The 12,648-nt window shown below is 73.0% G+C and carries 11 protein-coding genes; 1 reads left to right on the forward strand and 10 read right to left on the reverse strand.

Going from position 1 to position 12,648, the window contains the following annotated elements; translation table 11 throughout:
• Positions 1-8 precede the first annotated feature (8 nt).
• Positions 9-467: a nucleoside-diphosphate kinase gene (gene ndk, locus ACH436_RS16100; RefSeq protein ID WP_430561205.1), complete on the reverse strand. Its 459-nt coding sequence runs from the start codon at positions 465-467 to the stop codon at positions 9-11.
• Between the two features lie 176 nt (positions 468-643).
• On the opposite strand from ndk, the gene ACH436_RS16105 reads away from it, so the two are divergent.
• On the forward strand, positions 644-1,708 hold the full coding sequence (locus ACH436_RS16105; RefSeq protein ID WP_430561206.1) for a type IV toxin-antitoxin system AbiEi family antitoxin domain-containing protein: 1,065 nt from the start codon (positions 644-646) through the stop codon (positions 1,706-1,708).
• Between the two features lie 4 nt (positions 1,709-1,712).
• Here ACH436_RS16105 and ACH436_RS16110 read toward each other — a convergent pair whose 3' ends face one another.
• The 9 genes from ACH436_RS16110 to ileS all read right to left on the reverse strand — a co-directional run bounded on the left by ACH436_RS16110 (position 1,713) and on the right by ileS (position 12,603).
• Complete coding sequence (locus ACH436_RS16110) at positions 1,713-2,156, reverse strand: DUF4233 domain-containing protein (RefSeq protein WP_430561207.1); 444 nt, start codon at positions 2,154-2,156, stop codon at positions 1,713-1,715.
• Positions 2,153-3,877 (reverse strand): MDR family MFS transporter, encoded by a 1,725-nt coding sequence (locus ACH436_RS16115; protein ID WP_430561208.1) that lies wholly within the window; start codon positions 3,875-3,877, stop codon positions 2,153-2,155. Before ACH436_RS16115 ends, ACH436_RS16110 begins: the two co-directional genes overlap by 4 nt.
• Positions 3,878-3,968: 91 nt before the next feature.
• A complete protein-coding gene (locus tag ACH436_RS16120; RefSeq protein WP_430561209.1) occupies positions 3,969-4,577 on the reverse strand; it encodes a TetR/AcrR family transcriptional regulator in 609 nt (202 codons plus the stop codon).
• 57 nt (positions 4,578-4,634) lie between these two features.
• Positions 4,635-5,324, reverse strand: a complete 690-nt coding sequence (gene dhaM / locus ACH436_RS16125) for a dihydroxyacetone kinase phosphoryl donor subunit DhaM (protein ID WP_430561210.1) — start codon at positions 5,322-5,324, stop codon at positions 4,635-4,637.
• Entirely contained in the window at positions 5,321-6,010 is a 690-nt protein-coding gene (gene dhaL, locus ACH436_RS16130; RefSeq protein WP_430561211.1) for a dihydroxyacetone kinase subunit DhaL, read from the reverse strand. The genes dhaM and dhaL overlap by 4 nt, the downstream gene beginning before the upstream one ends.
• Before the next feature lie 41 nt (positions 6,011-6,051).
• Positions 6,052-7,047 (reverse strand): dihydroxyacetone kinase subunit DhaK, encoded by a 996-nt coding sequence (gene dhaK / locus ACH436_RS16135; protein WP_430561212.1) that lies wholly within the window; start codon positions 7,045-7,047, stop codon positions 6,052-6,054.
• A 141-nt stretch (positions 7,048-7,188) separates the two neighbouring features.
• The gene (locus tag ACH436_RS16140; protein ID WP_430561213.1) at positions 7,189-8,625 is read right to left on the reverse strand and encodes a bifunctional folylpolyglutamate synthase/dihydrofolate synthase; all 1,437 of its coding nucleotides are present in this window, start codon (positions 8,623-8,625) and stop codon (positions 7,189-7,191) included.
• A gap of 40 nt (positions 8,626-8,665) precedes the next feature.
• The gene (locus ACH436_RS16145) at positions 8,666-9,142 is read right to left on the reverse strand and encodes a nitroreductase/quinone reductase family protein (RefSeq protein ID WP_430561214.1); all 477 of its coding nucleotides are present in this window, start codon (positions 9,140-9,142) and stop codon (positions 8,666-8,668) included.
• A gap of 143 nt (positions 9,143-9,285) precedes the next feature.
• Positions 9,286-12,603 (reverse strand): isoleucine--tRNA ligase, encoded by a 3,318-nt coding sequence (gene ileS / locus ACH436_RS16150; RefSeq protein ID WP_430561215.1) that lies wholly within the window; start codon positions 12,601-12,603, stop codon positions 9,286-9,288.
• Positions 12,604-12,648: the final 45 nt, after the last annotated feature.

Here is a 12,648-nt window from a genome sequence, read left to right on the forward strand (position 1 = left end):
GCGTCGGCTCAGAGGTGCGGGAACCAGAGCCCGATCTCGCGCGCGGCGGACTCGGGCGAGTCGGAGCCGTGGACCAGGTTCTGCTGCACCTTGAGGCCCCAGTCACGCCCCAGGTCGCCGCGGATGGTGCCGGGGGCGGCCTCCGTCGGGTTGGTCGCGCCGGCGAGCGAGCGGAAGCCCGGGATGACGCCCTGCCCTTCGGCGACGACGGCGAGCGTCGGGCCCGAGAGCATGAAGTCGACGAGCGGCTGGTAGAACGGCTTGCCCTCGTGCTCGGCGTAGTGCGCGGCGAGCAGCTCCGGGGTGGCCTGCTTGAGCTCGACGGCGGCGAGCGTGTAGCCCTTCGCCTCGATGCGCCGGAGCACCTCGCCGGACAGGCCGCGGCGCACGCCGTCGGGCTTGACGAGCACGAGGGTGCGCTCGACGGCGGGCTCGGCGGGCAGGGTCGTGTCTGCGACGTCGGTCATGGCGGAGAGCCTATCGGCGCCAACGACCCCTTCGACCACGGGATCCGTTTCGCCATCACGTGAATGACGACACAGATCCCGTGCTCGAAGGGGTCGAGGCTGCCCCCAGCCGTCGCCCGTCCACAGGACGGCGCCGTCCGCACGGGGGCGCCGCCACGCAGTGGTCGAGTGCGGCCATGCGACCGCTCTCCCCTCCGCCGACCCGGGCCCTCGACCTCGCGCGCTCCCAGGACGGGCTGATCACGACCGCCCAGTGCGAGGCGGCCGGGATGACCCGGACACGCCTCGCACGGATGGCGGGACAGGGCAGATGGGTGCGGGTGGCGCCAGGCGTCTATGACACGGACCCGGTACCGGTCGACCACCGCGAACGTCCAGACTTCTTCGACCATCGACGACGCCGGGCGGCGTGGCGGGCCGTCCTCGCCCTCGGGCCGAACGCGATGCCCGTCGGCCAGTGCGCGCTCGTCTTCCACGACGTCCGAGGCCTGCCGACCCGGATCGCGCCCGAGGCGAGCGTCCCGGGTTCGGCGCGCCTGCCGCGCGACGTCGCGATCGTGCGCCAGTACGACCCCACGACGCCGACGGTGTTGATCGCCGGGCGGAAGGTGCCCACCGTGCTCCACGCCCTGGCACAGGCCGTGCCGACGCTCGACCGGCGGCACGCGGTCGCGGTGCTGGACAACGCCGTGCACCAGGGTCTCATCACGCGGGCTGAGGTGGAGCGGGCCCACGACCTCGCCCGCGGACGCCGCGGCGTCGAGCGGACGCACGACTGGTGGCGCCTGGTCGACGGGCGCGCCGAGTCGCCGCTCGAGACGGCGGTCCGCCTCGAGTGCGTCGACGCCGATGTCCCGCCGGACGACCTCCAGCGCGTGCTGGTCGACCGCCGCGGCATCTTCCTCGGGCGCGGCGACATGGTGTGGCGGTTGCCCGACGGCCGATGGTTCTGGCTCGAGGCGGACGGCTCCGACGTGCACGCCGCACCTGCGGCCCTGTACGACGACCGGCGGCGGCAGAACGCCCTCGTGGCCGACGGCAGCGTCGTGATGCAACGGGTCACGGGCCGCGACCTGCGAGTCCCGGGCACCCTGGGGCGGGAGGTCGCAGCGCGGCTGCGACGTCTCGGCTGGACGCCCGGCCAACAGCTCCCGCAGGTCACGAAAGCCCCCTTCGAGCACGGGATCCGTATCGCTCAACACCGGTTTGGCGATACGGATCCCGTGCTCGAAGGGGGCTGACGAGTCAGAGGTTCGGCGCCGTCTCCGGGTGCTGGGCGTCGTACTCCGCACGCTCGCGGTCGATGCGACCACCCAGCCGCAGGGAGACGACCCACATCGCGACGAACACGACGCCGACGACGAACATCATCGGCAGCAGCAGGCCCATCGCGAGGACGGGCACCTGCACGACCGTCCCGGCGTAGTACCCCATCGGAGTCCCGACCATGCGGGACATCACCAGCAGCACCACGAACAGCACGCCGATCACGAGCCACAGGGCGAGCGGCGACTCGATCACCAGCGGCCCGCGCTCGTAGCCGGAGTTCCGCAGCCCGTACAGGGCGACGCCGGCGAACAGCACCACGAACGCCTCCAGCTGCAGCATCATCGACGTGAACTGCACCTTGGCGGGCTTGCGGGGCTTGATGCGGTCCCCCGGGCGGGGACGGTCGTCCTTCTTGCTCACGACCCCACGATATCCGCGCGCTCGCGGCTCCCGGGACCGCCGTCGTCGTCCGCTCCGTCCGTCCCGCGCGACGCGACCGCCACCGGCGCGTCGGACGCGCCCTCGGCGACGGCCGCCTCGTCGGCGGCCGCCGACGTGGCCGGGTCGCCGACCGCCTCGCCGCGCGCCACCATGCCGGCGACGTCGGAGAGCTTGATCACCGGGAGGAAGAAGGCCAGGACGAGCCCGACGAGGACGAGGGGCACGAGGTACCAGAACGAGGGCGCGAGGGCGTCCGCGTAGGCGTCGATGATCCCCGACTTGAGCGGCTCGGGCAGCGACTGCACGACGCCCGGCGTCAGGCTCGACTCCCCCGCGCCGCCGGCGGCCTCGGGGGCGCCCGCGAAGACGTCGGTGAGGTTGTCCGTGAGGCGCGTGGTGAAGATCGTCGTGAACAGGGCGGAGCCCACGGCCGCGCCGATCTCCCGGAAGAAGTTGTTGGCGCTCGTAGCGGTGCCCAGCTCGTGCGGGTCGACGGCGTTCTGCACCGCCAGGACGATGGTCTGCATCACCAGGCCCATGCCGGCGCCGAGCGTGAAGATCATCGCGCCGAAGGTCCACATCGACATGTCGCCGGTGAGGCCGGTCAGCCAGACCATCGCCAGCGCGACCACGATCAGGCCGGCCACCGGGTAGGCCTTGTACTTCCCCGTCTTGGAGATCGCGAAACCCGAGACGATCGACGTGAGCATCATGCCGGCCATCATCGGGAGCATCAGCCAGCCCGACTCGGTGACGCCCGCGCCCGTGGACATCTGCAGGAACGTCGGGATCATGGCCATCGCGGAGAACATGCCCATGCCCAGCACGAGCCCGATGAGGGTGGTGATGGTGAAGGTGCGGTTCTTGAACAGGCGCAGCGGGATCAGCGGCTCGGCGACGCGCGTCTCGACGAGGATGAACGCGGCCACGGCGGCGAGCGTCAGCACGACGAGGCCGGACAGGCGCCAGTCGGTCCAGTCGTAACCGGCCGACGACAGTGACTCCCAGCTGGTGACGAGCACGATGCCGGTGGTGGCCACCGCCATCGTGACGATGCCGCCCCAGTCGATCGGGCGGGACGAGCGGTGCGAGGGGAGCTTGAGCGCGAACCAGGCGATGACGAAGGCGGCGACGCCGACGGGCAGGTTGATCCAGAAGGTCCAGCGCCAGCCGGGCCCCTCGGTGAGCCAGCCGCCCATGAGCGGGCCGAGCACGGCGGAGATGCCGAACAGGGCGCCGAGCGGGCCCATGTACTTGCCTCGCTCGGAGGCGGGCACGATGTCGGCGATGATCGACTGCGACAGGATCATCAGCCCGCCGCCGCCGAGCCCCTGGACGGCACGCCACAGGACGAGCTCGATCATGTTCTGGGACAGCGCCGCGCCGACGGACGCGAGCGTGAACAGCCCGATCGCGACCAGGAACGGCCAGCGGCGGCCCATGAGGTCGCCGAACTTGCCGTACAGCGGCATGCCGATGGCGACGGCCAGGATGTAGGCCGTGATGACCCAGCCCTGGTGCTCGACGCCGTTGAGCTCGCCGACGATCGTGGGCATCGCGGTGCCGACGATCGTCTGGTCGAGGGAGGACAGGAACATCGACGCCATCAGGGCGCCGAAGATCAGCCAGACGGTGCGCTTCGTCAGGACGACGACGGGCTTGTCCGGCGTGGCAGGAGCGGCTGCGGAGCCACTGCTCATGGGACACCTCGGATCAGTGGCGCGCGGGGGCGCCGGGGAGTGACGGGGGCGGGTGGTCGGACGGCGGGGTGCGGGCTCGGGGGCCCGCCGCTCACGACGTGAGGACGGCGGTGAGCTGGCCGACGACGTGCGGCACGTGGTCGCCGACGTCGCCGTCGTGCCCGGTGCGCACCCAGTCGTCCATCGCCGCTCGGGTGAGGACGAAGACGACCATGGCGCACATCTCGGGGTCGGCCGGAAGGGGGGTGGTCTCGTGCCGTCGCTCGAACAGCGCGACGACCTGGGTCTTGTGCCGCTCGAACCACGCGAAGTGCCGGCCGAGCAGGCGGGGCTCGAGCTGCAGGATCTCCATCACGCGCTCGCCCTGCTCCTTGCCGGGACCGGCGAACGCGGTGAGCAGCGACCGGACGAGCACCTCGAGGTCTGCTGCCAGGCGGCCGGTGGGCCCCCCGGCCGCGAACGACTCGCGGGTCTCGGCGCTCAGCTCGAGAGAGCCCTGACCGAGCACCGCGTCGTCCTTCGACTCGAAGTAGTTGAAGAACGTGCGGGGCGAGATCTGGGCGGCCTCGGCGATCTCCTCCACCGTGACGGCGTCCAGGCCGCGCTCGAGCACGAGGCGCTGGGCGGCGTCGACGATCGCGTCAGTGCGCGCGCGCTTCTTGCGCTCACGCAGTCCGAGGTCGCCGGCGGGAGGAGTCACCGGACAATCATGCACCCACTGCAATATTGCACCAAGTGCAATTTTCTGTGAGCATGCTCACACCTCGCCGAAACCGCCCTCGACCAGCCCGACGACGGTCGCCACGGCGTCGTGCGCGTCCGCCCCGCGCGCGGCGACCTCCACCTCGGTGCCGGCCGTGGTGCCCAGCGCCATGAGCTGCAGCACGCTCGTCGCGTCGACGCCCTGCACGGTGACCGGCCCGCCGAACGCCGCCGCGGCGCGTGCGACGACCGCCGCCGGCCGGGCGTGCAGGCCGAGCGGGTTGCGGACCACGACCCGCGCCGACACGACCTCGGCGTCTGTGCGGCCCTCATCGGCAGCCGGAGCCGCCGCGGCGGGTGCCGCCGACGCGCCCGCCCCCTCGGCGGCCGCCAGCACGGCGTCCAGGCCGCCGCCCTGCTGTGCCGCGACCGCCGCGGCGACGGCGCCCTCGACGAACGGCGCCTCGGCGAGGCGCACCCGGCCGGCCAGGTCCTCGTCGACCTCGAGCGCCGTCTCGACGGTCAGCACGGCGGAGCCCAGGTCGGCCAGGACGACGACGCCGTCGACGTCCGGCAGCGCGCGCCCGAGGGCGTCCTGGACGACCTCGAGCGACGTGCCCAGGCCACCCGCGCCGTCGCCGGCGCCGCTCACCAGGACGACGTCGGGCGCCATCTCGCGGGCCAGCTCGACCGCGCCCTCGGCCAACCGCGCCGAGTGGGAGACCAGCAGCAGCCCGACGCTCACTCCCCGACCGCCTCCGACTCGCTGCCGTCGGCCACGGGCTCGGGCTCGGCGTCGAGCGCAGCGTCCCACGCGGCGCGCAGCACCAGCGCCGTCGAGCGTGCGCCCGGGTCCTCGTGGCCCGCGCTCCGCTCCCCCAGGTACGACGCCCGGCCCTTGGTCGCCACGAGCGGGATCGTCCCCGTCGCGCCCGCGTCGGCCGCCTCGGCGGCTGCCCGCAGCACGTCCACCGGGTCCTGCCCGGCGTCCGCGGCGGCGGTGGCCGCGTCCACCGCGGGCGCGAGGGCGTCGACCATCGTCTTCTCGCCCACCTGCGCCTTGCCGCGCGACGTCACGCCCTCCAGCGCGGCGTCGAGCAGCACGACCACCCCGGACCCGTCGACGCTGGGGCGGGCCGACCGCTTCGCCGCGCGCAGGAACGCGGTCCCGTACAGGGGGCCGGAGGCGCCGCCGACCTTCGACATGAGGGTGGTCGCGACGAGCATCAGCACGTCCCCCACCTCCGCGCGCTCCGGCGCACCGGCGTCGTCCAGCTTGGCGAGCACGGCCTGGAACCCGCGGTGCAGGTTCTCCCCGTGGTCGCCGTCCCCGATCTGCCGGTCGAGCTCCGTGAGCTCGTCCTTCGACCCCGCCACGACGTCGGCGGTGCGCCGCACCCAACGCTCCGCCCATGCCACGTCGAGACCCATGACCGCACGCCTCCTCGCCTCGGGGCGCCCCGCGGCGCCCGTCACCAGTGCAACGCCGCCGTGCGCACCGGCGCGTCCCACAGCTCCCGCAGCTCGTCGTCCAGCCGCAGCACCGTGATCGACGCGCCCTGCATCTCCAGCGACGTCACGTAGTTGCCCACGAGCGACCGGGAGACGGTGACCCCGCGCTCCTCGAGCAGCCCGCGCGCTCGACCATAGACGACGTAGAGCTCGGACAGCGGCGTGCCGCCCATCCCGTTGACGAACAGCAGCACGTCGTCGCCGCCGTCCAGGTGGAGGTCGTCGGCGACCGGGTCCAGCAGGCTGCGCGTGATCTCGGCGGCACCGGCGTAGGGGATGCGGTGCCGGCCCGGCTCGCCGTGGATGCCGATCCCGATCTCGACCTCCTCGTCGGGCAGGTCGAACGACGGCTTCCCGACGTGCGGCACCGTGCACGCGGAGAGCGCCACACCCATGCTGCGGACGTTCGCCACCACCCGGCCGGCGATCTCGGTGACGGCGCCCAGGTCGTCCCCCCGCGCAGCGGCGGCGCCCGCGATCTTCTCCACGCAGACGGTGCCGGCCACGCCCCGGCGGCCGGCCGTGTACAGCGAGTCCTCGACGGCGACGTCGTCGTTGACGAGGATCGTCGTCACCTGCGACCCCTCCGCCTCGACGAGCTCCACCGCCGTCTCGAAGTTGAGCACGTCGCCCGTGTAGTTCTTCACGATCGCCACGACGCCGGCGCCGGTGTCCGCTCCGAGGATCGCCGGGACGATCTGGTCCGGCGTGGGCGAGGTGAACACCGCACCGGGGACGGCGGCGTCGAGCATCCCGTCGCCGACGAACCCGGCGTGCAGCGGCTCGTGGCCGGAGCCTCCCCCGCTGACCAGGCCGACCTTGCCCGCGACGGGGCCTCCGGCACGGGTGACGTACACGGGCTCGTCGTGCACGTCGACCAGGTCGGCGTGCGCCAGCCCGAATCCGGCCAGCGAGTCGGTCACCGCGTCCGTGGGGTCGTCGAGCAGCTTCTTCATGTCGTGCCTCCTCGCGTGCCGCCGCCGTGCTCCCTGGCGGCCTGCCCCCATCCAACACCCGGTGGGCACGGCACGCAGCGCCCTGCCGCGTGCCGGGCGGGTGATCGTGCTCGTGCCCCTGGGCGCGCCCGTCCGGTGCCGTCAGCCGCGGCCGAGGAGGACCCGCGCGTCCGCGACCGTGATCACGGAGCCCGTGACGAGGACGCCGCGCCCCGTGCCGACGCCGACCTGGTCGCCGCTCTCGGCGAGGTCGGCCGCGACCTGCAGCGCCTCGTCGAGCCGCGCGGCGGTCCGCACGCGGTCCTCGCCGAAGATGTCGCGGGCCACCTCGAGGAGGTCCTCGGGGTCCGCGGAACGCGCCGACGAGTTCCTCGTGAGGACCAGCTCCGTGAGCGCGGGCTCGAGCGTCGCCAGCAGGCCCTCGGCGTCCTTGTCCGCCATGACCGCGACGACGCCGACCAGACGGGGCAGGTCGAACTCCTCGTCGAGCGCGTCGACGAGCGCCTGCGCGCCGTGGGGGTTGTGCGCCGCGTCGACCAGCACGGTCGGGCTGGAGCGGACCACCTCGAGCCGGCCCGGCACGACGACGTCGGCGAACGCCGTCTCCACCACCCCGCCGTCGAGCGCCCGTCCGCCGAGCAGCGCCTCCACGGCGGCGAGCGCGAGCAGCGCGTTGTGGGCCTGGTACTCGCCGTGCAGCGGCACCAGCACCTCTGTGTACAGCCCCGCGGGGGTGCGCAGGTCGACGAGCTGCCCGCCGACGGCCGCACGACGGCCGGCCACCTCGAGCTCGACGCCCTCGCGCAGCAGGTGCGCGGAGACCTCCGAGGCGCGCTCGCGCAGGATCTCGTCGACGACGACCTCCTGCTCGGCGCTCACGACCGTGGCGCCCTCCTTGACGATCCCGGACTTCTCCGTGGCGATCTCGGCGAGGGTGGAGCCGAGCCAGCGCTCGTGGTCGATGCCGACCGGGGTGAGCACGGCGACCTCGCCGTCGACGACGTTCGTGGAGTCCCAGCGCCCGCCCATGCCGACCTCGACCACCGCGACGTCGACGGGTGCGTCCGCGAAGGCGGCGATCGCCATCACCGTGAGCACCTCGAAGAAGCTCAGGCGCGGGCCGCCCGCCGCCTGCGACTCGCGGTCGACGACGCCGAGGTACGGCGCGACGTCCTCGAACACCTCGACGAACCGGGCGGCGCTCAGCGGCTCGCCGTCCACCTGGATGCGCTCGGTGACGCTCGTGAGGTGGGGCGAGGTGAACAGGCCGGTGCGCAGTCCGTGCTCGCGCACCAGGCGCTCGGTCATGCGCGCCGTCGACGACTTGCCGTTGGTGCCCGTCAGGTGGATGGCGCGGAACGCGTGCTGCGGGTCGCCCAGCAGCTCCAGCACGCGCCGCACGCGGTCCAGCGTCGGGTCGATGTCGTGCTCCGGCGCCCGCGACATGATCTCCGCGTAGACCTCGCGCAGCGACTCGGCCGCGACGGCGTCCTCCGCGACCTGCCGCGCGGCCTTCCGCTCGGCGGTCCGGGCCTTGCGCGCGGCGGACGAGGGCTTGTTCTCAGCGTCGGGGGTCACCCCCGAAGGATAGGCGCTGCGCGCCCGTCGACGGCGGCGGTCAGCGCGGCGAGAGCACCACGACCGGGGTCTCGCCGGCGCGGTGCGCGGCGAACCGGTCGATCTCGCCCCAGCCCTGGTGGCGGCCGGCGAGGGCCCACAGCCGGTCGCGCTCCTCCCCCTGGGCCGCCGACGCGCGCACGGGGCGCGGACCGTCCACCGTGTCCACCTCGGCGTCCGGGTGCGCCCGCAGGTTGAGCCACCAGGCCGGGGGCGGGTCGCCCCAGCCGTTCATCGCCAGGGTCACGTACCTGCCCTCGTCCTCGACGTAGCCGAGGATGACGGCGCGATCCTCGCCGCTGCGGCGCCCGACGACGCGCAGCCGCAGCATGCCGAACCTGCCGCCCGGGGTGGGACGGCGCAGGGGCCACCGGCCGCCGCTGATCCGGTAGCCGGCGCGCTGGACGGCCCACGCCGTCCGGACGAACCAGCGCGGTGGGACGAAGGGGCGCTTCTCGGGGGCGGGTGTCGCGACCATGCGGACTCCTCGCGGGCGTCGGCGCCGACGCGCCGGGGAGCACCAGCGTAGTCCGCCGTACGGCCCCCGCACAGGCTCGAGCGTCTCCGTCGGTCAGGGTCCCGCGGGTGAATCCTGACCGACGGAGATGCTCGGCAGGCGGGTCAGCGCTTGGCCACCCGCACCGCACGCTCGCCGTCGCCCGCCGACACCGCGAGCTCGAGGGCGAGGGTCTCGCGGGCGATGAGGTCGCGGTGCGTCTCCACCGCGGCGACGTGCTCGGCCGGGACGTCGAGCTCCAGCGCGATGCGGTCGCTCACCTCGAGCCCCGCGGCCTTGCGGGCGTCCTGGACGTCGCGGATGACGTCGCGGGCGTAGCCCTCGGCCCGCAGGGCGTCGTCGAGCGCGAGGTCGAGCACGACGAACCCGCCGCCCGGGAGCACGGACGCGGCGACGTGCTCGCCGGCCGCGTCGCCCACCACGGTGGTGAGCTCGTACTCCGGCTCGAGCAGGGGCTCGTCGCCGGCGTCGGTCGTGACGACGACGGTGCCGTCGTCCTCGCGGCGCCAGGCGCCCGCCTTCGCGGCCTTGATGACGGCCTGGACGCCGCGGCCCAGCCGCGGGCCGGCGGCCCGGGCGTTGACGGCGAGGCGCTCGGTGATGCCGAACCGCTCGGACGCGTCCGCGTCGGCCTCCACGAGGTCGACCGCCTTGACGTTGAGCTCCGACGTCAGCAGGCCGACGTAGTCCGCGAGCGCCGCCGGGTCCGGAACTGCCACCGTGAGGCGCGCCAGCGGCTGGCGCACCCGCAGCTGGTTCGCCTTGCGCAGCGCGAGCGCGCTGGACACCACGGCGCGCACCTCGTCCATCGCGGCGACAAGCTCGTCGTCGCGCACCAGGGCGGCGTCCACGGCGCCGTCCGTCGAGGGCCAGTCGGTGAGGTGCACCGAGCGGCCGCCGGTGAGCCCGCGCCAGACCTCCTCGGTGAGGAGCGGGGCCAGCGGGGCCATGACGCGGGTGAGCGTCTCCAGCGCCGTGTACAGCGTGTCGAACGCGTCGGCGTCCTCGGCCCAGAACCGGTCGCGCTGGGTGCGCACGTACCAGTTGGTGAGCACGTCGAGGTGCTCGCGCACGGACTCGCACGCGCCCCCGATGTCGTAGGCGTCGAGCTGCGCGGTCACCTTCGCCACGAGGTCGTGGGTGCGCGCCAGCAGGTACCGGTCGAGGGCAGGCATCCCGGGCACCCGCTCGGCCGTGACGGGCTTCGCGGTGTAGCCCGCGCCGTCCCCCTCGGAACCGGTCGCGCTGTTCGCGTACAGGGTGAAGAAGTAGTACGTGCTCCACAGCGGCAGCAGCACCTGGCGCACGGCGTCGCGGATGCCCTCCTCCGTGACGACGAGGTTGCCTCCGCGCAGGATCGGGCTGGCCATGAGGAACCAGCGCATCGCGTCGGAACCGTCGCGGTCGAACACCTCGGAGACGTCCGGGTAGTTGCGCAGCGACTTGCTCATCTTGCGACCGTCGGAGCCCAGCACGATGCCGTGCGAGACGGCGCTGCGGAACGCCGGCCGGTCGAACAGCGCCGTGGCGAGCACGTGCAGCGTGTAGAACCAGCCGCGCGTCTGGCCGATGTACTCGACGATGAAGTCGCCCGGGTAGTGGTGCTCGAACCAGTCCGCGTTCTCGAACGGGTAGTGCACCTGGGCGTACGGCATGGAGCCGGAGTCGACCCACACGTCCATGACGTCCTCGACGCGGCGCATCGTGGACTTCCCCGTCGGGTCGTCGGGGTTCGGGCGGGTGAGGTCGTCGACGAACGGGCGGTGCAGGTCGGGCTCGCCGTCGGCGTTGAGCGGGAGGCGGCCGAAGTCGCGCTCGATCTCCTCCAGCGACCCGTAGACGTCAATGCGCGGGTGGGCCGGGTCGTCGCTCTTCCACACGGGCACGGGCGAGCCCCAGAACCGGTTGCGCGTGATCGACCAGTCGCGGGCGTTCTCCAGCCACTTGCCGAACTGGCCGTGCTGGATGTGCTCGGGCGTCCACGAGATCTCCTCGTTGAGCTCGAGCATGCGCTCCTTGATCTTGGTGACCTCGACGAACCACGAGGACACACCCATGTACATCAGCGGCTGCCGGCAGCGCCAGCAGTGCGGGTAGGAGTGCGCGTAGGACTCGCGACGCAGCAGCACCGTGCCTGTCGTCGTGGAGCCGGCGTCGGCCTCCCCGCGGGTGCGGGCCTTGAGGTGGTCGATGATAGGCAGGTTCGCGTCGAAGACCTGCAGCCCGGCGTACTCGTCGACCGGGTGCGTGAACTTGCCGTCCGCGCCCACGGGCATGACGGACGCGACACCCTCCCGGTCGCAGACGACCTTGTCGTCCTCGCCGAACGCGCCGGCGCTGTGCACCAGGCCGGTGCCGTCCGTCGTCGTGACGAAGTCCGCCTCGACCACGCGGTGCGCGCGCTCGCGGCCCTCGTAGTAGGAGAACGGCGGGGTGTACGAGGTCTGCAGCAGCTCGCGGCCGGTGAGGCGCCCGACGACGCGCGGCGCCTCCTCGCCCTCGTCGGTCAGCTCGCGGGCGTACGCGTCCACGCGCGCCTCGGCGAGCACGTACCGCTGCGGCGTGCCCGTGAACGAGGACTCGACGACGACGTACTCGATGTCCGTGCCGACCATGACGAGCAGGTTGGACGGCAGCGTCCACGGCGTCGTCGTCCAGACGAGCAGCTTGTCGCCGGGGCGGACGACGTCCTGGCCGGCCGGCACCGTCGTGACGTCGAACCCGACGGTCACCGCCGGGTCCTGGCGCGTCTGGTAGACGTCGTCGTCCATGCGCAGCTCGTGGTTGCTCAACGGCGTCTGGTCGTTCCAGCAGTACGGCAGCACGCGGAAGTCCTCGTACACGAGGCCCGCGTCGTAGAGCTTCTTGAAGCCCCACAGCACCGACTCCATGTAGGTGACGTTGAGCGTCTTGTAGTCGTGGTCGAAGTCGACCCAGCGCGCCTGCCGGGTGACGTAGTCGCGCCACTCGGAGGTGTACTTGAGCACCGACGAGCGGCAGGCGGCGTTGAACTTCTCGATCCCCAGCTCGAGGATCTCGTCCTTGGTCTTGATGCCGAGCTGGCTCATCGCCTCGAGCTCGGCGGGCAGGCCGTGCGTGTCCCAGCCGAACCGGCGCTCCACGTGCTTGCCGCGCATCGTCTGGTAGCGCGGGACGACGTCCTTGGCATAGCCGGTGAGCAGGTGGCCGTAGTGCGGCAGCCCGTTGGCGAACGGCGGGCCGTCGTAGAAGACGAACTCGTTGCTGCCGTTCTCGCCGGCCGGGTTCTTCTCGACCGAGGCGCGGAACGTGTCGTCGGCGGCCCAGAAGTCCAGCACCTCGCGCTCGATGGCCGGCAGGTCCGGGGACGCGGGGACGCCGGCGATGCCGAAGGCGGCGCCCCGCTGAGACGGGTCGGACGAACGGTGCTGCGGATAGGCCATGGGTGGGCTCCTGTGCGGACGAGCTGGCGGTCGGTGGTACGACGT

This window comes from Isoptericola sp. NPDC019693, assembly GCF_044389085.1.
In the GTDB taxonomy this organism is placed as follows: domain Bacteria; phylum Actinomycetota; class Actinomycetes; order Actinomycetales; family Cellulomonadaceae; genus Isoptericola.